Below are 22,960 nucleotides of genomic sequence, written 5' to 3'. Positions count from 1 at the left end.
CATGGAACGCATCCCGATTTTGCAGATGGGCGAGTTTCTGCTCGTGACCATTCAGGTGGATATGCACGACCAGCTCGCGTTGACGCTGCAGGACGACCTGTCCGAACGCATCAACCGCACCTCGGCGCGTGGCGTCTTGATCGATATCTCGGCGCTGGACATGGTCGACTCCTTTATCGGCCGCATGATCGGCACCATCTCCGGGCTCTCGCGGATCATGGATGCACAGACCGTGCTGGTGGGTATGCAGCCGGCAGTGGCCATTACCCTGGTGGAACTGGGCATGACCTTGCCTGGAGTCGCCACCGCACTCAATGTCGAACGCGGCATGAAGCTGTTGCGCGAGCGGGTAGAAAACTCATGACCCTGGCCAGCAATGGCACTCATCCCGTGCTGATCGAACAGGACGTTGTGCTGGCTCGACAACTGGTCCGCAAACTGGCCCAGGATTGCGGCATGCGCCTGATCGACCTGACCAAATTGGTCACGGCCGTCAGTGAGCTGGCGCGTAACACGGTGGTGTACGGCGGCGGCGGGTATATGGATTGGGAAATAGTCGAGAGAGACCTGCGCTCCGGCGTTCGTCTGACGTTTCGCGACGAAGGCCCGGGCATTCCCGATATCAAACTGGCGATGACCGACGGCTGGACCTCCGGCGGCGGGCTCGGCCTGGGGCTGACCGGCGCCAAGCGCCTGGTGGACGAATTCGAACTGGACACCGCACCCGGCCAGGGCACCCGCGTGACGATCACTCGATGGTCCTGAATATTCCCAGCGCTCTCACGCAGGTGTTGTTGATCGAGGATGTGAGCCAGATTGGTCACGCCCGACGTACCGCACAGAAACTCGCCGAACACTTGGGCTTCGACGAAACCGACGCCGGTCGCGTGGCCCTGGTGGCCACCGAGCTGAGCAGCAATATCCTCAAGCATGCCGCCCACGGCCAATTGCACCTGCGCGCCACCGGCAACGGCGGTGTGGAGATGATCGCCGTGGATCGCGGCCAGGGCTTTGACCTGGACAGCTGCCTGGTGGACGGGTTTTCCACCGGCGGCACCCAGGGCATCGGCATGGGCGCCATTTCACGGGTGGCCCAGGTGTTCGATGTGTACGCCGACCCACGCGGTACGGCGATGCTCGCGCGCCTGTATCCGAGAGCCTCGACGGCCAAGGACATACGCTACGGGGTCAGCCAACACTCCCTGCATGACGACCCGGCCTGCGGCGATGCCTGGCACCTGGCAATCGAACCCGGCCGTTTCAGTGTGATGGTGGCCGATGGGCTGGGCCATGGCAGCGAAGCCGAACGCGCCGCGCGGGACGGTGAGAAGGTGTTCGCACGGGGCGCCTTTGACGAAGCGACGCTGCTGATGGCAGATATGCACGCCGGCATGAGCGGTACCCGTGGCGGCGCCGTGGCCGTGGCGCAATACAACGCGGCGACCGGCAGCCTGCGCTTTACCGGCGTGGGCAATATCGGCGCCAGCCTGATCGGCCCTGGCAAGTCCCGCGGTCTGGCGTCTCATCCAGGCATTGTCGGCGTGCAGTTTCGCAAGGCGCAGCCATTCGACTACGCTGAGGTCAGCGGCCAGTTGCTGATCCTGTTCAGCGACGGCCTGCAGTCACGCTGGAACCTGGCCGACTACCCCGGGCTGACGCACCGCCACCCGGCTTTGATCGCCGCCATCCTGCACCGTGACTTCTGTCGCGGCCGGGATGACGTCACCGTTTTCGTGATTGCCCTGGAGGCCATCGATGGCTGATACCACTGCCTCGCTCGCCGCAGAAGTCCAGCGCTTGCGTCAAGAGGCCGATGCGCTGCGCGCCGAATTGGACGAGACCAACCAAGGCGTGCTGGCGCTGTATGCCGAGCTGGATACCCAAGCCGATCAACTGCGCCAGGCCTCGGACCTCAAGAGCCGCTTCCTGTCATATATGAGCCACGAGTTCCGCACGCCATTGGGCTCGATCCTGAGTATCACCAGCCTGCTGGACGATGAACTCGACGGCCCACTCAGCCCCGAGCAACACACCCAGGTGGGCTTTATCCGCAGCTCGGCGCGAGAACTGCGCGAGATGGTCGACGATCTACTGGACCTGGCCAAGATCGAGGCCGGGCGCATCAGCATCTCCCCGGCCTGGTTCGATATGTTCGACCTATTCTCGGCCCTGCGTGGCATGTTCCGGCCGATTGTGGATGCGTCGTCGGTGGACCTGATCTTCGAAGAGCCCGCCGGCCTGCCCAAGCTTTATACCGATGACAAAAAGCTCGCGCAGATCCTGCGCAACTTTATCTCCAACGCGCTGAAGTTCACGCTGCAGGGCGAGGTGCGGGTGTCGGCGCGCATGGAGAACGAGCGGGAGATCCGCTTCGCGGTGCAGGACACTGGCCTTGGCATCCCCATGGAACTGCATAGCAACCTGTTCGAGGATTTCTCGCAGATCGACTCGCCGCTGCAAAAGCGCCTGCGCGGCACCGGGCTGGGGCTGTCGCTGTGCAAGCGCTTCGCCGAGCTGCTGGGCGGCCGGGTTGGGGTAGAAAGCACGCCCGGCGTGGGTTCGTTGTTCTTTGTGGTCATTCCCCTTTCCATCGCCAACGAGACCGTCGATGAAACGTGACATCCAACTGCTGATCGTCGACGACAACGCCGCCACGCGTTACGCCCTGCGCCGGCGCCTGGAGAACCATCACTACCAAGTGTTGGAAGCGGGCACCGGTCAGGACGGCCTGGACCTGATCGCCAGCCGTACCATCGATGCGCTGATCCTGGACGTCAACCTGCCGGACATGAGCGGCTTCGATATCGTGCGCGGCCTGCGCGCTGACCCCGCCACCGCGTTGCTGCCGGTGGTGCATGTGTCGGCGGCCTCGATCGAGACCGGCGATATCATCACCGGCCTGGACGCCGGCGCCGACGCGTACCTGATCCACCCGGTGGACCCTGAAGTACTGCTGGCCACCCTGCGCACCTTGTTGCGGGTCCGCGATACCGAGTACGCCTTGCGCGAGAGCGAGGCACGCTTTCGTGAGATTTTCTTCAACATCAGTGCGCCTATCGCAGTGATGGACGCGCAGCTCAAAGTCCACGAGTGCAACCACGCCTTCGCTCAACTGATTCACGACAACCTCAACCCGGACGCTCTGCTGGAATGCTTCGCCGCCGATCAATTGGCCGTGATCCAGGAGCTGTGCCTGCGTCTGGCCGCTGGTGAACGCTGGAAAGGCACCTTGCTGATGAAGGTCGACGACCAGTTGCGCGAGACCGAGTGGCAGATTTCGCCCTACCGCCGCGCCGGCCTGAGCCTGGTGTTTGTTGAAGACGTGACCGAGCATCGCCATCGCGAACGGCATCAACAGGCCGAACTGGCCAACGCCGCGAGCCAACTGGCGCGCACCGAAGCCCAATTGCTGCAGGCGCAGAAGATGGATGCGCTGGGCAAGCTCACTGGGGGTATCGCCCACGACTTCAACAACCTGCTGACCGGGATCATCACCAGCCTGGAACTGATCAAAAAACGCATCCAAAGCCAGCGCACCGACAAAGTGCTGGGCTACGCCGACGCCGCGCTGAACTCCGCCCTGAGCGCGGCCGGGCTGACCAACCGCCTGCTCGCATTCGCGCGCCAGCAGCCACTGGATACGCGTCCTACCGATATCAACGCGCATATCCGTTCCCTGGAAGAGTTGCTGATGCGCACCATCGGCGAGCACATCGCGCTGAATCTGGAGCTGACCAACAACCCGGCTGTGGCGATGGTGGACCCGATCCAACTGGAAAGCGCCGTGCTTAACTTGGTGATCAACGCCCGGGACGCCCTGCCACAAGGCGGGATCATCTGGGTCACCACCTACCCGGCGTATTCCACCGGTAACCCCAAACTGGAAAACGGCCCGTACATTGCCCTATCGGTACGCGACAACGGTGTGGGCATCGAACCCAGCGTCATCGACAAGGTGTTCGACCCGTTCTTCACCACCAAACCGGTGGGCCAAGGCACCGGCCTGGGCCTGTCGACTATCTACGGGTTCGCGCGCCAGTCCGGCGGCGACGCACAGATCCGCAGCGTGACCCGCCAGGGCACCGAAGTGACCATCATGCTGCCCGCTGCCGACGGCCCCCCAGCCCTGGCCACCAAGGTCGAGGCGATGCCGGGCGTGAGTCACGGCGAACATATCCTGGTGGTCGAAGACATGCCGTCAGTGCGCGGTTTCGTGGCCGAAGTGCTGGTGGATGCCGGTTACCGTTGCAGCCTGGCGGCGGACGGCGACGAAGCCATCGCCATGCTACGAGCCGACCCGACGATTAACTTGCTGCTCACCGATTTCGGTCTGCCATACATGACCGGCCGCGAACTGGCCGATCACGCGCGGGCTCTGCGCCAGGAGTTACCAATCCTGTTCATGACCGGTTACGCCGAGAATGCGGCGAACCGACAGGATTTTCTCGGCGAACGCATGGACCTGATTACCAAGCCATTTCATATCGATCAATTGCTGGAAAAAATTCGCCAGGGGCTGGAACCGTCCAAACCTGGGTCCTCAACCTGATTTTCCAGGCCATAACTGCGTAGTCTGGCGCATTTCCAAGGGCGGCGAACCTGTCAAGAATGACAGTACCGCCGGTCTTGTGGCGCGTTGACGCCCAGCCTCATCGGAACTTTGATTATGGATACCGTCGTCAGGTCGACTCGACTGACGGTGGACACCAGGGTTTCGAGGATATGAGCAATGAGCGACAGACAACACGGCACTGTGAAGTGGTTCAACGAAACCAAGGGCTTCGGCTTTATTAGCCCGGAGAGTGGGCCTGACCTGTTCGTGCATTTCAGAGCGATTATGGGCACCGGCTTCAAAACGCTGACCGAAGGGCAAAAGGTCACGTTCGAGACCGTGCAAGGACAAAAAGGCCTGCAGGCGGACAAAGTCCAAATCGAAAAATAACCCCCACACGCTTACCGGCCACAACCGGCCACGTATTGCACTGAAAAAGGAGAACGGCCATGCCCATTGAAACTCCACAGACTGCAATTCCCACCAGCAACGAGACAAATCCCTACGGTGAGCAAGAGATTTTCTTCAGCTATGACGGTGGGCCGGCGTTGCGCCCTGGACAAATCGTGACTTACGAACGGGTCAGAGGTCCGGGCGGTGAGTGGCAGGCGATCAATATCGAGATCGTGAAGGACGTAGCCGTGAACTAGCACGGATGCGCGCCATGAAACGGCTGTTCGCGGCGCGCGCTTGATCACAACTGGAAACGCGCCACCGCCTCATTGAGGGCGACGGCCAGGCGGGCCAGTTCCTGGCTGGCACCGTTGATCTGCCCGGCGCCGGATGACGACTGTGCCGACAAATCACGAATATTGACGATATTGCGATCCACTTCCTTAGCCACTTGTGCCTGTTCTTCGGCGGCGCTGGCGATAACCAGGTTGCGCTGATGGATCTGGTCAATGGAGTCGGTGATCTGGCTCAGGGCGCCGCCTGCCCCTTCGGCCAGGGTCAAGGTGTCGGTGGCGCGTTGGGTACTGGACTGCATCGACGTCAGCGCGTCATTGGAACCGGTGCGCATGACCGTGACCATCTGATCGATCTCCAGGGTCGATTGCTGGGTGCGATGAGCCAAGGCCCGTACTTCGTCGGCCACCACGGCAAAGCCACGCCCTGACTCGCCCGCGCGGGCAGCCTCGATGGCCGCGTTGAGCGCCAGCAGGTTGGTCTGCTCGGCGATCGAACGGATCACATCGAGCACCTTGCCGATATCCCGCGATTGCTCGGCCAGGTTCTGCACCAAGGTCGAAGTTTCGCCGATGTTGCTGCTCAGGGCCTGGATCGCGCTGACGGTTTCACCGACGCGGTACTGGCCTTCGCGCGCGGTTTCGTTGGACAGCCGGGTGGATTCGGAGGTGGACACTGCATTGCGCGCCACGTCTTCGGCGGCCGAGGTCATCTCGTTGACCGCCGTGGCCGCTTGCTCGATTTCCGCCGTCTGCTGTTGCAGGCTGCGGCTGCTCTGGTCGGTAATGCCGTTCAAATCCGTGGCGGAGGCTGCCATTTGCGCGGCCGACTGGCGGATCAACTGCAAGGTATTGCGCAGGTTGCCTTGCATGGCGTGCAGCGCCACGAGCAGGCGGGTCACTTCATCGTTGCCGCTGACCTGCACAGTCTGGGTCAGATCGCCCCGGGCAACGTTTTCCGCTGCGCGCATCGCTTGGCCCAGCGGACCGACAATACTGCGCGTCAACAACCAGGCCAGCGCCACGGTGCTCAAACCGGCCAGAAGCACAAACCCGAACACCATGGTGCGCGAGCGGCTGTACTGGGCCTCGGCCGCTTGACCTTGCTGGTTGACCTGGGCGTTGTAGTAATCGGCCAAGGCATTGAGCTGCGCACCGGAGCCGTCGACCACGGTTTTCATGTCCACCAGCAGCAACTTGTTTAGCTCGGCCCCCTGCTGCTTGTCGGCGAGGACAAAGGATTGGGCCAAGCCCTGTTGATACTGGCGCAGCGAGCTTTGGAACTGCTCGTAAAGCGCACGCACCTCAGGCGTATCAATGACCGCGTCGAGCTCCGCGAGCCGTTTGGTCAGGTCCTGGCTGCGAGTGTCCATCTGGCTGCGGTACTGCGGGATACTCGTCGGATTCGGATCCAGAGCCATGCGCAAAGAGATCGTACGAATACGCAGCATGATTTCACGGATATCCGCCACCAGCCGCATCTTGGGCACCAGTCCGGCCTCCACCTTTACAGCGCTGGCGCGGATGCTCGCCATATTGGACAGCGCGAAAAACCCCAGCAGGGCCACGAGTAAAGCAATCAAGGCAAAACCCAGACCCGCACGGCGGGCAATGGACAGGCTGCGAAGGGACATTGGCAGGAGCTCTCTTATTAGGCAGGGGTATGACGTCATATGAGAGGGTTTCGGCTGCGCCGGTAAGGACTTGAGCACAGCCAAACGCAAAAGCCCTGGCGGATGTGATGCTTGCTCTAAGATGCGCTAATACAGAATCCCAGCGAGAGACAGGTTTGATAACGGCGGGCTTTAAATCCACTGGAGCAAATCGATTGCCTACCCCCACGCGTTTCCGACCTGGCCCTCGAAACGTTGTCGACCGCACTGGCGCGCTAGGGCTTCGACCAGTGGAACCTCGACGCAGGGGCACGTGTTTGAGTGAAGAGCACTGTTACCAGCACTGGGCACAACCGACCTCTACGAAGAAGCCCTAGGAAACGCAAAAGCCCCTGAAAGGATTAAACCTTTCAGGGGCTTTTGGTTATTCAATGATGGCGGAGAGATAGGGATTCGAACCCTAGGTACCGGTGAAGGTACAACGGATTTCGAATCCGTCCCATTCGGCCACTCTGGCATCTCTCCAACGGCGCGCATCATAACAGCCTGTTTCATGGAAGCAAAGCTCTTACGAGATTTTTTTCCGTGCTATCAGATGCTTGCGTCGATTACAGCGGTACGCCAAGACGGTTGGCGACTTCTTCGTAGGCTTCGATCACGTCACCGAGGCCCTGGCGGAAGCGGTCTTTGTCCATCTTCTTCTTGGTGGCCTTGTCCCACAGGCGGCAGCCGTCCGGGCTGAATTCGTCGCCCAAGACGATGGAACCGTCGTGGAACACACCGAATTCCAGCTTGAAGTCCACAAGCAACAGGCCAGCGTCGTCGAACAGCTTGCTCAGCACGTCGTTGACCTTGAGGGACAACTCCTTCATGCGCGCCAGTTGCTCAGCGGTGCCCCAGCCGAAGGCCACGACGTGGGATTCGTTGATGAAGGGATCGCCTTTGGCATCGTCCTTCAGGAACAGCTCGAAGGTGTACGGATTGAGCTTCATGCCCTCTTCCACACCCAGGCGCTTGACCAGGCTGCCGGCGGCGTAGTTACGCACAACGCACTCGACCGGGATCATGTCCAGTTTCTTGACCAGGCACTCGTTGTCGCTCAGCAGCTTGTCGAACTGGGTCGGAATACCGGCCGCTTCGAGCTTCTGCATGATGAAGGCGTTGAACTTATTGTTCACCATGCCCTTGCGATCGAGCTGTTCGATGCGCTTGCCGTCGAACGCCGAGGTGTCGTTGCGAAACAGCAGGATCAGGCGGTTGGCGTCGTCGGTCTTGTACACCGACTTGGCTTTGCCGCGGTAGAGTTCTTCACGTTTTTCCATGATGGGCTCCGCTTTGAGTGAGGTGGGCTAGGCGATATGTCGCCAGTCGAGCCCTGAATCTTGATCGGCCAGTTGCAGCCAGTCCGGGTCGCACCCAAGGGTGTCGACAAAACATTGCCGGGCAAGCGTCGGCAGGTTGTTCTTGCTGCTCAAGTGGGCCAGGACCAGGTGTTGCAGGTCTTGCCAGCCCAACTCATACACCAGGTACGCCGCCTGGTGATTGTTCAAATGCCCCAGTTCGCCGCCCACCCGCTGCTTGAGAAAGTACGGGTAGTGACCACGAGCCAGCAGGTCACGACAGTGGTTGGACTCGATCATCAAGGCATCGAGATTCCGGTAGCCGTCCAGCACCCTGGCGCAATACGAACCCAGGTCAGTGAGCACGCCAAAACGTCGCTCGCCATCACTGAACACATACTGCGTGGGTTCCTGGGCGTCATGCGCTACGGCGACCACATCAATGCTCAAGGCACCGATCCGAAAGGTCTCGCCGCCGGCCAGGAAACCCGCAGGCTCAATGGGTTTGCGCATCCCGCGCAAGGTACCGCGACTCAGATACACCGGAAGATTGTAGCGCCGAGACAGCAAACCCACGCCATGCACATGGTCGGCATGTTCGTGGGTCACCAGAACCGCGCTCAGCTGCGTAGGGTGAACCCCCAGGCGCAGCAAGCGCCGCTCGGTTTCTCTTAACGAGAAACCACAATCGACCAGCACATAGGTGTCGTCATGGGCGACGAGCGTGCCGTTCCCTTGGCTTCCGCTGCCGAGAACGGCAAAACGCATCGGATCAGCCCAGGTTGTCCTGAATCACGCCCAACACTTTGCGCGCTGTTTCAGCTGGCGCTACGGTATTGATGTTCTTCTCGACCGTGACTTGCACCGCGTCGCCAACCTTGCTCAAACGCACCTGATAACGCTCGGCGCGGGTCTCGACTTCTTCCTTGGTCGGCTTGCTGCCGAACAGCTTGCCGAAGAAGCCCGGTTCGTCGTCTTTACGTTCGGCCTTTTCCGCCACGTTGATGTAGTACAGACCCAGGCTCCGGTTGATGTCCTCAACACGCCACGGGCCTTGCTCCAACGCGCGGCCTACGCTGGCCCAGGCACGATCCAGGTCTTCACCCAGGTTCAGCACCACGTTACCGCTGCCGTCCTCGGTGAGGCTGACGCGGCTCGGGGTGTCGTAATCTCGTGCGGCAAGCAGGGAAACCGAACCGCCCTTCTCGGAAATACGGCTCATGCTGGCCAGCATTTCATCGACCAATGCCGAGTCGACACCGGTGTTGACCGAGCGGTTGGTGAAATCGACGTTGGCTGTGCTGCCGGCAGGACGCTCGGCGCTCACCACATAGACTTCACTGGTATTGCGCTGCACGCCTGGCTCAATGCGCACACGGACGCGCGTTTCGCTGTCGGAGGCGACACCGCCGGCCTGCAGGCGCTTAGCCATACTGGCGGACAACTCATTGCCCTGCTGCCAGGCAGTGGTGAATTCACCGGTCTGCGGGCGCTGTTCGTCAATGCGGAAACCGTTGTCCTGGAAGAACTGCACCGCCACCGGCCAGACTTCGGCAGGTGGGCGCTGCGCCACGATCCAGCGCGAGTCGCCGCTTTTTTGCAGGCTGTAGTCGCTGGCATCGGCCACGGCCGTGATCGGCTGTGGACGTGGCACCACGAACTCACCTTTGGCGGTGTCATCGGCAACGTTGCGTGGAATCGGCAGCAACGGGTCAAGGCGCTTGGCGACATTGACGTCCGGCGGCAATTGCATCGGTTTGGTTGCTTGTGCTTCCAGATAATCGCTGCCGCGGTCACGGAAGTAGCCTTCCGGGCCCCAGATCCAACCGCAGCCACTGGTGCTGGAGATAATCAAGGCAAGTGCGGAAAGTCCGGCCAATCGCTTCATGCGTAATGCTTCCTCAATTAAACCAGGACGCCGGACTGGCGCAGGGCCTGTCGCAGCGGTTCGTGACAGGCTTCGCTGAGGCGGGTGAGCGGCAGACGGATACCGTCCGGCATCATGCCCATCTCGTACAGAGCCCATTTCACGGGAATAGGGTTGGATTCGATAAACAGTTCTTTGTTGAGCGGCATCAGCTTCTCGTGGATCGCGCGGGCTTTGTCGGCATCGCCGGCGAGTGCGGCGGCGCACATGTCGCTCATGGCGCGGGGGGCCACGTTGGCGGTCACCGAGATATTGCCTTTGCCGCCCAGTAGAATCAGCTCGACCGCGGTGGCGTCGTCACCGGAATACAGCAGGAAGTCACTGCTCACGCCGGCCAGGATGTCCTTGGCGCGCTGCAGGTCACCAGTGGCTTCCTTGATGCCGACGATGTTCGGCACGGTGGACAGGCGGATCACAGTCTCGGCCTTCATGTCGCAGGCGGTACGGCCCGGCACGTTATAGAGGATCTGCGGAATGTCGACGGCTTCGGCAATGGTGCGGAAGTGCTGGTAAAGGCCTTCCTGGGTCGGCTTGTTGTAGTACGGGGTCACCAGCAAGCAGGCATCGGCACCGGCTTTCTTGGCGTTTTTAGTCAGTTCGATCGCCTCACGCGTCGAATTGGCGCCCGTACCGGCGATGACCGCGATACGACCGGCAACGCGCTTGACCACGAACTCGATGACCTGGATGTGCTCTTCCACATCGAGCGTGGCCGATTCACCCGTGGTGCCGACCGCAACGATCGCGTTGGTGCCTTCTTGCAGGTGGAAGTCCACCAGTTTGCCCAGGCTGTCCCAGTCGAGATGACCTTGTGCATCCATGGGTGTGACCAGTGCCACCATACTGCCCGCAATCATGCAACCGCTCCTGCCGGAAAAAGAGAGCCGTAATGGTACTGGCGCTAAGATGCTTGCACAAGCGAAGTACCGCGTGAGGATGCGTTCTGACGCAACTAAACATCGATCAACGCCATCATTGGGCCTGAGCACGGTTTGACGAGCACTGAAAACCGCTGAACGACGCAATGAAAACGCCACCTCCTAGCCCTTGGCGACGCTTTTCGCTACCCTTGATCCTTTGATCGATACGGCCCTCTCGGTATCGACCGCTCATCGCTTTAGGAAGGCTGCATGTCCACCCCCACAGTTCGCGAACAATTCCTTGTTATCAGTGCCCTCGGCGCCAACCCCATGGAGCTGACCAACGTCCTGTGCCGCGCCAGCCATGAGAACCGCTGCGCCGTAGTGACCTCTCGCCTGACCCGCCACGGCGAGTGCAGCGCCCTGGTGCTGCAGATCTCCGGGAGCTGGGACGCTCTGGCGCGCCTGGAGACTGGCCTGCCGGGCCTGGCCAAGAAGCATGATTTCACCGTTAATGTGGTACGCAGCGCCGCTCTGGAGAATCGCCCACAGGCCCTGCCATACGTTGCCTACGTCAGTTCGGCCTACCGCTCGGACATCGTCAATGAACTGTGCCAGTTCTTCATCGACCATAACGTCGAGTTGGAGAACCTGACCTGTGACACCTACCAGGCGCCCCAGACCGGCGGCACCATGCTCAACGCCACCTTTACCGTCACTTTGCCGGCTGGAGTGCAGATCAGCTGGCTGCGCGATCAGTTCCTGGATTTCGCCGATGCGTTGAACCTCGACGCCCTGATCGAACCGTGGCGCCCACAGAACCCAATGTAAGGAAGTACCCATGGCGGTAGTCATCGACCAACCCGTAGCCGACTTCGAAGCCCAGGCCACCAGTGGCCAGACCTTCAGCTTGGCCGCCCTCAAGGGCAAGCAAGTGGTGATCTACTTCTATCCGAAGGACAGCACACCAGGCTGCACCACCGAGGGCCAGGGTTTTCGTGACCAGCACGCGGCGTTTCAGACAGCCAATACGGAAGTCTTCGGCGTGTCGCGCGACAGCGTGAAGTCCCACGAGAACTTCAAGGCCAAGCAGCAGTTCCCCTTTGATCTGATCAGCGACAAAGATGAGGCAGTCTGCCAGCTGTTTGATGTGATCAAGCTGAAAAAGCTGTACGGCAAGGAATACCTAGGTGTAGATCGCAGCACCTTCCTGATCGACAAGGATGGCGTGCTACGCCAGGAATGGCGGGGCGTCAAAGTGCCCGGACATGTAGATGCCGTCTTGGCCGCCGCCCAAGCCTTGAACAAAGCCTGAGCAAACGCTGCGGGGCGGGCTTGCTCGCCCCTACAAAAGCGGCGCCACCACCGGTTCCTGTCGCGGCCAGGCATCCAGCACGGCCTTGAACAGCGTGGCCAGGGGTATTGCAAAGAACACCCCCCAGAACCCCCACAGCCCACCAAATAGCAGCACCGCGCAGATAATCGCCACCGGATGAAGGTTGACCGCTTCGGAAAACAGCAGCGGCACCAGTACGTTGCCGTCCAGGGTCTGGATGATCCCGTACACCGCCATCAGGTAGATGAATTGATCACTCCAGCCCCACTGGAACAGTGCGATCAACGTCACCGGCACCGTCACCACCACCGCGCCCACATACGGCACCACCACTGACACGCCGACCAGCAATGCCAGCAACGCGGCATAGTTGAGATCCAGGGCGATGAAGGCGATGTAGGTCACACCGCCACAAATAAAGATCTCGATCACCTTGCCACGGATGTAGTTGGCGATCTGCCGGTTCATTTCCTGCGCCACACGGGTAATCAACGCCCGCTCCCGCGGCAGATAGCTGCGTACCCAGCGACTGATCATTACGCGATCCTTGAGAAAGAAAAACACCAGGATCGGCACCAGTACCAAATAGATCATGATGTTGACCAGCAACGGCAGGCTGGATAGGGAGAACGTCAGCGCCCATTGCCCGAATTTCCCGATTTCACCGCGCGCCACTTCGATGGCCTGCAGCACTTGCTCATCCGATACCAGATGGGGATAACGCTCCGGCAACAGGAGCAACAGCGATTGCCACTTGGCGAGCATCCCCGGTAATTCGTTGAACAGCGTGATCAGCTGATGCCAGAGCAATGGCAACACCACCACGATAAACACCACCAGCAGGCCCATGAACAACGCGAACACCAACCCAACCGCTACCCCGCCGGGTACGCGCAGGCGCTCCAACGTCGTCACCAATCCCTGCATCAGATACGCCAACACCATGCCCGCTAGCACCGGGGCCAGCATGCCACCCAAGGTCAACACCGCCGTAAAGGCCAGGAATAACAAGACCGCCAGCACCACCGCTTCTTCATCGGAGAAGTAGCGCTGAATCCAGTCACGTAACACTTTGAACATCAATCAACCTCGGGCTGTGGGAACAAACGGTTCAGGCCTTGCGCAACCAGTAACGGTACACACCGGCGGCGTCTTCTTCGTGCAACAGGGTGTGCCCAGCCAGTTTGGCAAATGTGCGGAAATCACGCTGAGAGCCCGCGTCGGTGGCAATCACTTTGAGCACCGCACCGCTGGCCATTCGGTTGAGCTCCAACTTAGCCTTGAGCAAGGGCAACGGGCAATTGAGCCCGCTCGCATCGAGTTCAGCATCAAAGGCGACGGTGTCGGTCATGGGTTTACTCCGGGTCAAGCGTTCGGGGTGCTTAGAATATCTGGTCCGAAGCTCAGTGTCCGGCTACAGTAAGCTCTTTGTCGAAAGGCCCTGTGCATGAATTTTTTGCGCCCTACCCTGCTGACGCTGGCTTGCCTGCTGGCCTCCCCAGGCTTCGCCGATGACCTGCCGTCGCTGGGCGACGCCAGTTCTGCCATTGTCTCGCCGCAGCAGGAGTACCAACTGGGCCGCGCCTGGCTGGCGTACTTGCGGGGCCAGGTGTCGCAACTCAACGACCCGCAACTCAAGGATTATGTCGAGACCAGTGTCTACAAACTGGTGGAGACCAGCCAGGTCAACGACCGGCGCCTGGAGTTCATCCTGATCAACAGCCCGCAACTGAACGCCTTTGCCGCACCGGGTGGGATCATTGGGGTCAACGGCGGGCTGTTTCTCAACGCCCAGACCGAAGGAGAATACGCCTCGGTGCTGGCCCACGAATTGGCGCACTTGTCCCAACGCCACTTCGCACGAGGCGTTGAAGCGCAACAGCGCATGCAGGTGCCGATGATGGCTGCGCTATTGGGCGGCATTATTGCTGCCGCAGCGGGCGCAGGCGATGCTGGCATCGCAGCGATCGCTGGCACCCAGGCCGCCGCGATCCAAGAGCAGCGTCGTTTCTCCCGGCAGAACGAACAAGAGGCGGACCGCATCGGTATCGTCAATCTCGAAAAAGCCGGTTATGACCCACGCTCCATGCCGACCATGTTCGAGCGCTTGATGCGCCAATACCGCTTCGATGCCAAACCGCCGGAATTCCTGCTGACCCACCCGGTAACTGAGTCACGGATCGCCGACACCCGTAACCGTGCCGAACAGGCCAAACCAGGCGGCAAGGAAGACAGCCTGCGCTACCAATTGATACGTGCACGGGTGCAATTGAAATACGAAGACACCCCTGGCCTCGCCGCCAAACGCTTCCAGGCGCAACTCGACGAGAACCCAAAGAACGATGTAGCGCGCTACGGCCTGGCCATCGCGCAGATCAAGGGCACCAAACTCAAGGAAGCACGTGAAAACCTGGCACCGCTGCTGGCCAAGGCACCTAACGACATCACCTACAACCTGGCGCAGATCGAGCTGGACATCATCAACAACCGCCTGCCCGACGCCCAGCAACGCACGGATAGGATGTTGACCCAATACCCCAGCAATTACCCGCTGAATCAAGTTCGGGTCGACCTGCTGCTCAAGCAGAATCGCACCGCCGATGCGGAAAAGGCGCTGGATGGGCTGCTCAAATCGCGCCCGGATGACCCGGATGTGTGGTATCAGGTCGCGGAGACCCGCGGGTTGTCCGGCAACATCATCGGCCTGCACCAGGCTCGTGCCGAATACTTCGCACTAGTCGGCGATTTCCAGCAGGCCATTCAGCAACTGGACTTTGCCAAGCGTCGCGCCGGCAACAACTTCCCACTGTCGTCACGTATCGACGCACGCCAGCGTGAGTTGATCGAGCAGGAAAGACTGGTCAAAGGCATGATGAGCTAAACCCATCACCCACAAAAAAGCCCCGCCTTCGTTAAACGAAAGCGGGGCTTTTTTATTGAGCTGGCGAGTTATTCGGCCAGTTTGAAGGTGATAAAGCTCGCACGGCCCTGACGCAAGACACGCATCGATACCGAACGATTCTTCGGCAACGCCTTGGCGATATCGGTGAATTGCTTGGTGCTATCGATCGCCTGGTTGTTCAAGTGAGTGATCACATCACCCGGCTGCAGACCAATCAACGCAGCGGGCCCATCCTGCACTTCTTTGATTACCACGCCGCTCTTGAGGTCGAAGGCTTTTTTCTGTTCGTCCGTCAGCTCGGCTACGGCAATCCCCAGACGGTTGCTGCTGCGCTCGGCGCCTGGCTTGGTGTTGCCCAGGGCATCGAGGGTGGCGCCTTCTTCAGGAATCGCACCGACAGTCAGCTCAACGTTCTGGCGCTTGCCGCCACGAATCACTTCCAACTTGGCTTTGCTGCCAGCCTTGAGTGCCCCGACCAAATGCGGCAGGTCGGCGGACATAATGATTGGCTGGCCATTCATGCTCAGGATCACGTCACCAACTTGCAGACCACCCTTGGCGGCGGGGCCACCGTCTTGGATCTGCGCCACCAGCGCACCCGCCGGCTTGTCGAGGCCGAAGGATTCAGCCAAATCCTTGTTCACTTCCTGGATCACTACGCCCAACCAACCACGGCTGACCTTGCCGCCGCTTTTCAACTGATTGGATACGTCCATGGCCACATCGATCGGGATAGCGAACGATACGCCCATAAACCCACCGGAGCGGGTATAGATCTGCGAGTTGATCCCCACGACTTCGCCAGCCAGGTTGAACAGCGGGCCGCCGGAGTTACCCGGGTTGATCGGCACGTCGGTCTGGATGAACGGCACATAGTTTTCATTAGGCAGGCTACGACCGATGGCGCTGACGATGCCTTGGGTGACCGTATGGTCAAAGCCAAATGGAGAACCGATGGCGACGACCCACTGGCCGGCCTTCAGATCCTGGGATTTGCCCAGCTTCAGCACAGGCAGGTCCTTGCCGTCGATTTTCAGCAAGGCCACATCGGAGCGTGGGTCGGTACCGACCAACTTGGCCTTGAGCTCACTGCGATCGGCCAGGCGGACGAGAATTTCGTCTGCGTCGGCGATGACATGGTTATTGGTGAGAATGTAGCCGTCCGGCGAAATAATGAAGCCCGAACCCAGAGATTGAGCTTCACGTTGACCACCGCCGCCCCCCCGGGGCGCACGCGGCTGTGGCATGCCACGCTCGAAGAACTCACGCAACATCGGCGGCAGGCCCTCAAGGTCCGGCATCTGCTGGTTCGACACTTTGCGATCAGGCAGCTTTTGAGTGGTACTGATGTTCACCACGGCCGGCGAGGCTTGCTCAACCAATTGGGTGAAGTCAGGCAACTCAGCCGCTTGCGCGGTCACAGCCTGACCCAGCACCAGTACCGTGGCGACTATGGATAGGTAGGATTTCAAACGAGGTATCGACATACAGCTCCCGTTACGACGAGCAGGGTTGAGCGACAGGGTTCAAGAAACGCCGGAAACTGCGACCGCCGTTTTTGTTCCGCGAACAAAACAAGGCCAGAGCCGACAAGCTCTGACCTATAAAAAAGATGGACGATTTTTGCAAGTGAAAATCCTGATCCAGACATTTCATACTTTCAGCAGCCAAGCGTGAGTGGTTGTAAATTGAAAGGTCAGGATGAACATAGGATTAACAACTCACGGCAAGGGCTTAGCGGTTGCCTTTTTTTCACTGCGCACTGAAAGCGCAATACGCTCGGCGGTACCGATAGGGATTTCTCCAACAACCGTCACCATCATTTCACCGTCCACCGTATTCAAGCGGCGGGAGACCGCAACAGTGGGGCCTAGCTGCGTACGGTTTTCCGTCACGCCCCCCTCACTGATGGGTTCAAGGAATACCGAAAATCGCGCCAGACCATCTTCATACATCAAACTGTCGATGGTGGTCTTGGTGCGGGTGTCCGCTCGCGCAGTGGCGCTCGTCAATTCAAACCCAGGTGGCAACCACTCCAAGTGCCAGGCTTCGGTCGGCTGTACCTCTGACTGGCTGGCATTGACTGCTCCGATAGGCGTGCAATCCTTGCTAGGCCGCAAGTTGCGATCGTCAGGCAGAGTAGATGTATTCAAGCGGGTGAACTGGAAGCGCTCCAGCAACTGCCCTTGATCGTTGAGCAATAACGATTTGAGCGGCAAGGCCGTTTCACGGTCCAGATGCAGCTCAAATCCGTAGCGGTATTGGTCACGGGGGGTAATGGACACAATCACAGCGTCACGGCCAGCAACACGGGATTTTCCGATCACGGCCAGTTCATAGAATTGATTGAGTTTCGAGGGATCGAGCGCGCGGGAAGGGGCTTCTCGAGAATTGCCAATGCCGGCGACTAATGTGCCACTCACGCATTGCGTGCGGCCATCCACTCGCACCACTTCCTGAGCAGAACCATCAAGCTGCAAAAGCCGCTCTCGGACTTGTCCATTCTGGACACGGTGCCAGATGTCATGGGTGGAAAAGCTGCCGTTACGTTCATACACGAACGTACCTTCAAAGCTTTGCTGCTGCTCTGCGCGCCCAAGTCGACTCAGCCACTCTTGGGCTTCATCGGCATGGGCGGGAAGCACCAACCAACCACTGAGCACACTGAGCAAAAGCGTAAGGAGCGGTATGGCGCGCATATAGCTCCTTAGCGGTTCAACGGTTTTCCAGACTAGCGGCGCGAGCGTAAGGCAAAGCGCTTTCAGTGCCTTTCAAGGCCGATTCCTGTGCATGTTGGCGCAGGTAACCTGGGAGACGCTGATCCTGCCAACCGGATTGCCCCTGCAATACACCGTTGGCCATAGGGCCGGCGGCGTCGGAGCTTTCCTTGTAGCCGGCCAATACTGCCGGACCTTTGACTTGAGGACCGGCCATGACCGGTTGCTGAGTCTGCTGGGCCAGTTCGGCACCGGCAATTTCGTCCTGATTGTAAAGACGAACACCCGCCAGCACGGCAACAGTCACCGAGGCAGCAACCGCAAGGCGACCGAGGCTACGCCACGGACCGCGAACAGCTTTTGCCGGAACGGCTTCATCAGCCAACGCGGCAGAAACGGCCGCAGCAATATCCAGACGAGGGATTAGAAGATCCTTGTGCATCACCGCCCGAGCGACTTGGTAACGAGACCAGGTATCACGGGTTTCGGCATCATCGAACGCGTTGAGCACTCGACGAAGTTCCAGTTCATCCGCTTCGTTATCCATCACTGCGGACAGCGATTCCTGCAGGGCATCACGACTCATGGCGGTTCCTCTCTTGGCTGTCGCCGCTGTCTTTAGTTTTCCTGCAACAACGGTTGCAAGGCTTTGTCGATGGCTTCCCGGGCCCGGAAAATCCGTGACCTTACAGTCCCCACCGGACATTGCATGACGCTCGCAATGTCTTCATAACTCAGACCGTCGAATTCACGTAAAGTTAACGCCGTACGCAAATCTTCTGGCAGTTGCTGAATTGTGCGATGAACGGTTCCTTCGATCTCGTCGCGCAGCAATGCACGCTCCGGCGACTCGAGATCTTTGAGGCCGTGATCACCATCGTAAAATTCTGCATCTTCTGAACTTACATCACTATCTGGTGGGCGGCGTCCGCGAGACACCAGATAGTTCTTCGCCGTGTTGATGGCGATGCGGTACAGCCACGTATAAAACGCACTGTCACCGCGGAAATTACCGAGTGCACGGTACGCCTTGATAAAGGCCTCCTGTGCAACGTCCTGCGCTTCATGGGTGTCGTGCACAAACCGCACGATCAACCCGAGAATTTTGTGCTGGTATTTCAGCACTAGCAGATCAAATGCGCGCTTGTCGCCGCGTTGTACGCGCTCGACCAGCTGCTGATCCTCTTCCTGGGTTAGCATGAACACTCCTCGTTGTACTTGAAGGAGGCTTGCATAACTAAACGATCAGGCTTGCAAACATAGACTCGGACTTTTCGCAAAAGTTCTCCCCCTCCAAGCAAGTTTCCGGCATGCACTGATTTGGCACACACGAAAAACGCAGCGCGGGCAACGCCGGCTGCGCGAATAATCTTGTCGTCGGTTTCCTGACGCGTCCAATGCTCCCGACGGGCCAATAAACTCAACGTTTTCCCAGCTTTCGGGCAACCTGCTATTGAGTCGGGGCTTATGCAAAAAGTTCCCAATCCAATAACCGACGGATTATACCCAAGCCGCGCACCGTAATCTCACATTGCCACGAATGCCTGGCTATTGTGCCGCTCCCCCCCTCTATATACTAGTGGGCCATGTGACCCTTTGATTCGCCGATCCAGGCGTCCCGTCAGCGCCACTAGCCCTTGGATCGCTTTTTGCGGAATCCTTCAAATGAGCCAACAGTTTCAACACGATGTTCTGGTGATTGGCAGCGGCGCAGCCGGATTGAGTCTTGCCCTGACCCTCCCCAGCCACCTGCGCATCGCCGTACTGAGCAAGGGCGACCTGGCCAACGGCTCGACATTCTGGGCCCAGGGCGGTGTTGCCGCCGTGCTGGATGACACCGACACGGTGCAGTCCCACGTCGAGGACACCCTCAACGCCGGTGGCGGGCTGTGTAATGAAGAAGCGGTGCGTTTCACCGTTGAGCACAGCCGCGAAGCGATCCAATGGCTGATCGATCAAGGCGTACCCTTCACCCGTGACGAACACGCCAGCGCCGACGACGGCGGCTTCGAGTTCCATCTGACCCGTGAAGGCGGCCACAGCCATCGCCGCATCATCCATGCCGCCGATGCTACCGGCGCGGCTATTTTCAGGACGTTGCTGGATCAGGCCCGTCAACGCCCCAACATCGAACTGCTGGAGCAACGCGTCGCCGTCGATCTGATCACCGAAAAGCGCTTGGGACTGGAAGGCGAGCGCTGTCTCGGCGCCTACGTGCTCAACCGCGGCAGCGGCGAGGTCGACACCTACGGCGCGCGCTTCACCATTCTCGCGTCGGGCGGCGCGGCTAAGGTCTATCTATATACCAGCAACCCTGACGGCGCCTGCGGCGATGGCATCGCCATGGCCTGGCGCTCGGGGTGCCGAGTGGCCAACCTGGAGTTCAATCAGTTCCACCCGACCTGCCTGTATCACCCGCAGGCCAAGAGTTTCCTGATCACCGAAGCGCTGCGCGGCGAAGGCGCGCACTTGAAACTGCCGAACGGCGAACGCTTCATGCAGCGCTTCGACCCCCGAGCCGAACTGGCCCCGCGCGATATCGTCGCCCGCGCCATCGACCATGAAATGAAGCGCCTGGGCATCGACTGCGTCTACTTGGACATCAGCCATCAACCCGAGGCATTCATCAAGACGCACTTCCCCACCGTCTACGAGCGCTGCCTGGCCTTCAATATCGATATCACCAAAGGCCCGATACCCGTCGTACCGGCCGCGCACTACACCTGCGGCGGCGTAATGGTTGACCAGCATGGCCGCACTGACGTACCCGGCCTTTATGCCATTGGTGAAACCAGCTTCACCGGCCTGCATGGTGCCAATCGCATGGCTAGCAACTCGCTGCTTGAGTGCTTCGTATATGCCCGCTCAGCGGCGGCGGATATCCTTGAGCAACTGCCGCGAATTCCGGTGCCGGCCGCCCTGCCCCGCTGGGACGCCAGCCAAGTCACCGACTCGGACGAGGACGTGATCATCGCCCACAACTGGGATGAGCTGCGGCGCTTCATGTGGGACTACGTGGGCATCGTGCGCACCAACAAGCGCCTGCAACGGGCACAACATCGGGTGCGGTTGCTACTGGATGAAATCGACGAGTTCTACAGCAACTATAAAGTCAGCCGTGACCTGATCGAGTTGCGCAACTTGGCCCAGGTGGCCGAGCTGATGATCCGCTCGGCCATGGAACGCAAGGAAAGCCGAGGCCTGCATTACACCCTCGACTACCCGCAGATGCTCCCCGAAGCCCGCGACACTATCCTGGTGCCAGCCACCTACGCCGGCTGAACTTCAAGCGTACCCGCAGGCGCCGGTGTGTATCCGCCGCCTGCGCGTCCTTGGGCACACAGATCGAACGCGCCCACCACTGCCCCTTGACCCGATATCGCAGCACCACAATCAGGGGCAACGCCAGACTGTCCGGACACAACTGCACGGCGTGCCAGCCACGCTGCTCACTGAACAATTGCCAGCCGTCCTCATCGCGTCGCAGGCCACGAATCGACGAACGGTGTGACAGCAGAATGTGTCGCGGCAACACCCAGGCGGCATGTCCCAGACACAACACCAGCGCCAGAGTTGAGAAAGCGAGATCAATCAATGCCAACGCACCCAACGCGAACAGTTGGGCGCAAAGATACGCCGCCAGTAGCCGCCGTGACGGCTGCCAGCGACATTCGAAGCGATTACTTAGGCTGGACACGGTCCAGAATCATCCGAACCATACGCTGCAGTTCCGGATCGTCCGACTCGGCGCGCTCCATGAACCAGCCGAACATATCCTGGTCTTCGCACTCCAGCAGACGCACATACACCTTGCGGTCCACTTCATTAAGGGTGGAATAAACCTCTTTGACGAAAGGCACCAGCAACACATCCAGCTCAAGCATGCCGCGACGGCTGTGCCAGTAGAGGCGATTGAGTTCTACATCTTCGACCATGGAGCGCTCCTCAAATAGAGCGCAAGTATACAGGCCCGACAGCAGTGGAACAGTCGGCTTTGGTCGCCCCTACGGAAACTATCCATTTGCCGGGCGCCCCTCTATGATGCACCCATGACTTTTTGACCTGCGATGAACCATGGCTGACTCTGCTTTCTTCTGCCCCCTGATCCACGAAGGTGTCCTCGCCGTCCGCGGCGCCGATGCTGCCAAATTCCTGCAGGGCCAATTGACCTGCAACCTCAATTACCTGAGTGATACCCAGGCCAGCCTGGGCGCGCGATGCACGCAAAAAGGGCGCATGCAGTCGAGCTTTCGCATCTTGTTGCAAGGTGATGGGGTGTTGCTGGCGATGGCGGCCGAGCTGCTGGAACCGCAACTGGCCGACCTGAAAAAATACGCGGTGTTCTCCAAGTCCAAGCTGACCGACGAAAGTGCCGCCTGGTCCCGTTTCGGTCTGGTGAATGCGGATTCGGCCCTGGCCAGCCTCGGGCTTGAGCTACCGGCCGAGACCGACAGCGTAGCCCGCAACGAGCACTTGATCGCCATTCGGGTCTCATCCGGCCGCAGCGAACTCTGGGTACCCTCGGATCGAGCCGACGCCGTCAAAGCCCAATTGAGTTCAACCCTTGACTCTGCCGATCTGAATGAATGGCTGCTGGGCCAGATTCGCGCCGGTATCGGCCAAGTCATGGCGCAAACCCGCGAGCTGTTCATCCCGCAGATGCTCAACTTGCAAGCCGTGGGCGGTGTGAGTTTCAAGAAAGGCTGCTACACCGGCCAGGAAATCGTCGCGCGTATGCAGTACTTGGGCAAACTCAAGCGCCGCTTGTACCGCTTAAGCCTTGATTCGGCGCAAATGCCCGAGCCAGGCACTCCTCTGTTTTCGCCTAGCCACAACAGCTCGATCGGTGAAGTGGTAATCGCAGCAAAAGCTGACCAGGTCATTGAACTTCTGGCCGTATTGCAAGCCGAAGCTGCCGATAGTGGCGATGTGCATCTAGGCATGCTTGAAGGCCCGGGTCTGCAACTGCTTGACCTGCCTTATACCCTCGACCGTGATCGAGAGATCCAGCGTTAGTCGCCGTACTT

The 22,960-nt window shown here is 59.7% G+C and carries 25 protein-coding genes, 1 tRNA gene and 1 pseudogene; 12 read left to right on the top strand and 15 right to left on the bottom strand.

Translation table 11 applies throughout. The features are described 5' to 3' along the window. Position 1 precedes the first annotated feature (1 nt). From HRH33_RS08120 to HRH33_RS08090, 7 genes are all read left to right on the top strand, one after another. Entirely contained in the window at positions 2–364 is a 363-nt protein-coding gene (locus HRH33_RS08120) for an STAS domain-containing protein (protein ID WP_034096416.1), read from the top strand. Continuing rightward, positions 361–765 carry an anti-sigma regulatory factor gene (locus HRH33_RS08115; RefSeq protein ID WP_034137365.1) on the top strand — a complete coding sequence of 135 codons (405 nt, stop codon included), beginning with the start codon at positions 361–363 and terminating at the stop codon, positions 763–765. The genes HRH33_RS08120 and HRH33_RS08115 overlap by 4 nt, the downstream gene beginning before the upstream one ends. Next, the gene (locus HRH33_RS08110; RefSeq protein ID WP_173603381.1) at positions 756–1,763 is read left to right on the top strand and encodes an ATP-binding protein; all 1,008 of its coding nucleotides are present in this window, start codon (positions 756–758) and stop codon (positions 1,761–1,763) included. Before HRH33_RS08115 ends, HRH33_RS08110 begins: the two co-directional genes overlap by 10 nt. Beyond that, positions 1,756–2,619 carry a sensor histidine kinase gene (locus tag HRH33_RS08105; RefSeq protein WP_167416502.1) on the top strand — a complete coding sequence of 288 codons (864 nt, stop codon included), beginning with the start codon at positions 1,756–1,758 and terminating at the stop codon, positions 2,617–2,619. Before HRH33_RS08110 ends, HRH33_RS08105 begins: the two co-directional genes overlap by 8 nt. After that, a complete protein-coding gene (locus HRH33_RS08100) occupies positions 2,609–4,549 on the top strand; it encodes a response regulator (RefSeq protein ID WP_167416501.1) in 1,941 nt (646 codons plus the stop codon). The genes HRH33_RS08105 and HRH33_RS08100 overlap by 11 nt, the downstream gene beginning before the upstream one ends. Before the next feature lie 180 nt (positions 4,550–4,729). Beyond that, positions 4,730–4,942, top strand: a complete 213-nt coding sequence (locus HRH33_RS08095; protein ID WP_034137363.1) for a cold-shock protein — start codon at positions 4,730–4,732, stop codon at positions 4,940–4,942. 59 nt (positions 4,943–5,001) lie between these two features. Then, positions 5,002–5,202 (top strand): cold-shock protein, encoded by a 201-nt coding sequence (locus tag HRH33_RS08090; protein ID WP_167416500.1) that lies wholly within the window; start codon positions 5,002–5,004, stop codon positions 5,200–5,202. A gap of 44 nt (positions 5,203–5,246) precedes the next feature. Here the strand turns inward: HRH33_RS08090 and HRH33_RS26670 are convergent, their stop codons facing one another. From HRH33_RS26670 to dapA, 7 genes and pseudogenes are all read right to left on the bottom strand, one after another. After that, the gene (locus HRH33_RS26670) at positions 5,247–6,056 is read right to left on the bottom strand and encodes a methyl-accepting chemotaxis protein (RefSeq protein WP_425326821.1); all 810 of its coding nucleotides are present in this window, start codon (positions 6,054–6,056) and stop codon (positions 5,247–5,249) included. 48 nt (positions 6,057–6,104) lie between these two features. Further along, positions 6,105–6,872, bottom strand: a pseudogene (locus HRH33_RS26665) (MCP four helix bundle domain-containing protein); the annotation flags it as partial. 414 nt (positions 6,873–7,286) lie between these two features. Next, positions 7,287–7,376: transfer RNA gene (locus tag HRH33_RS08080), tRNA-Ser, on the bottom strand. An 83-nt stretch (positions 7,377–7,459) separates the two neighbouring features. Then, a complete protein-coding gene (gene purC, locus HRH33_RS08075; RefSeq protein ID WP_034096403.1) occupies positions 7,460–8,173 on the bottom strand; it encodes a phosphoribosylaminoimidazolesuccinocarboxamide synthase in 714 nt (237 codons plus the stop codon). 27 nt (positions 8,174–8,200) lie between these two features. Next, the gene (locus HRH33_RS08070) at positions 8,201–8,959 is read right to left on the bottom strand and encodes an MBL fold metallo-hydrolase (protein ID WP_167416498.1); all 759 of its coding nucleotides are present in this window, start codon (positions 8,957–8,959) and stop codon (positions 8,201–8,203) included. 4 nt (positions 8,960–8,963) lie between these two features. Continuing rightward, the gene (gene bamC / locus HRH33_RS08065) at positions 8,964–10,079 is read right to left on the bottom strand and encodes an outer membrane protein assembly factor BamC (RefSeq protein ID WP_034137359.1); all 1,116 of its coding nucleotides are present in this window, start codon (positions 10,077–10,079) and stop codon (positions 8,964–8,966) included. A 17-nt stretch (positions 10,080–10,096) separates the two neighbouring features. Continuing rightward, positions 10,097–10,975, bottom strand: coding sequence for a 4-hydroxy-tetrahydrodipicolinate synthase (dapA, locus tag HRH33_RS08060; protein WP_034137358.1), 879 nt, complete (start codon positions 10,973–10,975; stop codon positions 10,097–10,099). A 273-nt stretch (positions 10,976–11,248) separates the two neighbouring features. Here dapA and HRH33_RS08055 point away from each other — a divergent pair, with 273 nt between their 5' ends. After that, positions 11,249–11,809: a glycine cleavage system transcriptional repressor gene (locus HRH33_RS08055; RefSeq protein WP_003189463.1), complete on the top strand. Its 561-nt coding sequence runs from the start codon at positions 11,249–11,251 to the stop codon at positions 11,807–11,809. Between the two features lie 10 nt (positions 11,810–11,819). Then, positions 11,820–12,293, top strand: coding sequence for a peroxiredoxin (locus HRH33_RS08050; RefSeq protein WP_167416497.1), 474 nt, complete (start codon positions 11,820–11,822; stop codon positions 12,291–12,293). Positions 12,294–12,323: 30 nt separating this feature from the next. On the opposite strand, the gene HRH33_RS08045 is transcribed toward HRH33_RS08050, so the two are convergent. Then, positions 12,324–13,394, bottom strand: coding sequence for an AI-2E family transporter (locus tag HRH33_RS08045; protein WP_034137356.1), 1,071 nt, complete (start codon positions 13,392–13,394; stop codon positions 12,324–12,326). A gap of 31 nt (positions 13,395–13,425) precedes the next feature. Next, positions 13,426–13,665 carry a sulfurtransferase TusA family protein gene (locus tag HRH33_RS08040; protein WP_034137355.1) on the bottom strand — a complete coding sequence of 80 codons (240 nt, stop codon included), beginning with the start codon at positions 13,663–13,665 and terminating at the stop codon, positions 13,426–13,428. A 96-nt stretch (positions 13,666–13,761) separates the two neighbouring features. Here HRH33_RS08040 and HRH33_RS08035 point away from each other — a divergent pair, with 96 nt between their 5' ends. Beyond that, positions 13,762–15,195 carry a M48 family metalloprotease gene (locus tag HRH33_RS08035; RefSeq protein ID WP_034137354.1) on the top strand — a complete coding sequence of 478 codons (1,434 nt, stop codon included), beginning with the start codon at positions 13,762–13,764 and terminating at the stop codon, positions 15,193–15,195. 68 nt (positions 15,196–15,263) lie between these two features. Here HRH33_RS08035 and HRH33_RS08030 read toward each other — a convergent pair whose 3' ends face one another. The 4 genes from HRH33_RS08030 to rpoE all read right to left on the bottom strand — a co-directional run bounded on the left by HRH33_RS08030 (position 15,264) and on the right by rpoE (position 19,133). After that, entirely contained in the window at positions 15,264–16,703 is a 1,440-nt protein-coding gene (locus HRH33_RS08030; protein ID WP_167416496.1) for a DegQ family serine endoprotease, read from the bottom strand. Positions 16,704–16,937: 234 nt separating this feature from the next. Beyond that, positions 16,938–17,915, bottom strand: coding sequence for a MucB/RseB C-terminal domain-containing protein (locus HRH33_RS08025; protein WP_167416495.1), 978 nt, complete (start codon positions 17,913–17,915; stop codon positions 16,938–16,940). A gap of 16 nt (positions 17,916–17,931) precedes the next feature. After that, a complete protein-coding gene (locus tag HRH33_RS08020) occupies positions 17,932–18,519 on the bottom strand; it encodes a sigma-E factor negative regulatory protein (protein WP_034137351.1) in 588 nt (195 codons plus the stop codon). 32 nt (positions 18,520–18,551) lie between these two features. After that, positions 18,552–19,133: an RNA polymerase sigma factor RpoE/AlgU gene (gene rpoE / locus HRH33_RS08015; RefSeq protein ID WP_003172477.1), complete on the bottom strand. Its 582-nt coding sequence runs from the start codon at positions 19,131–19,133 to the stop codon at positions 18,552–18,554. A 465-nt stretch (positions 19,134–19,598) separates the two neighbouring features. Between rpoE and nadB the strand changes: the two genes are divergently transcribed. Further along, positions 19,599–21,215: an L-aspartate oxidase gene (gene nadB, locus HRH33_RS08010; RefSeq protein ID WP_034137350.1), complete on the top strand. Its 1,617-nt coding sequence runs from the start codon at positions 19,599–19,601 to the stop codon at positions 21,213–21,215. Here the strand turns inward: nadB and HRH33_RS08005 are convergent. Beyond that, positions 21,184–21,630: a protein YgfX gene (locus tag HRH33_RS08005; protein WP_167416494.1), complete on the bottom strand. Its 447-nt coding sequence runs from the start codon at positions 21,628–21,630 to the stop codon at positions 21,184–21,186. The genes nadB and HRH33_RS08005 overlap by 32 nt on opposite strands. Beyond that, entirely contained in the window at positions 21,614–21,868 is a 255-nt protein-coding gene (locus HRH33_RS08000; RefSeq protein WP_034096390.1) for an FAD assembly factor SdhE, read from the bottom strand. Before HRH33_RS08000 ends, HRH33_RS08005 begins: the two co-directional genes overlap by 17 nt. Positions 21,869–22,007: 139 nt before the next feature. On the opposite strand from HRH33_RS08000, the gene ygfZ reads away from it, so the two are divergent. Further along, the gene (gene ygfZ, locus HRH33_RS07995; RefSeq protein ID WP_167416493.1) at positions 22,008–22,949 is read left to right on the top strand and encodes a CAF17-like 4Fe-4S cluster assembly/insertion protein YgfZ; all 942 of its coding nucleotides are present in this window, start codon (positions 22,008–22,010) and stop codon (positions 22,947–22,949) included. Positions 22,950–22,960 lie beyond the last annotated feature (11 nt).

It is taken from the genome of Pseudomonas rhodesiae (genome assembly GCF_013285305.1).
Taxonomy (GTDB): domain Bacteria; phylum Pseudomonadota; class Gammaproteobacteria; order Pseudomonadales; family Pseudomonadaceae; genus Aquipseudomonas; species Aquipseudomonas rhodesiae.
Note: the sequence above shows the minus strand (reverse complement) of the source record. Positions and strands in the feature narration are given on the sequence as shown.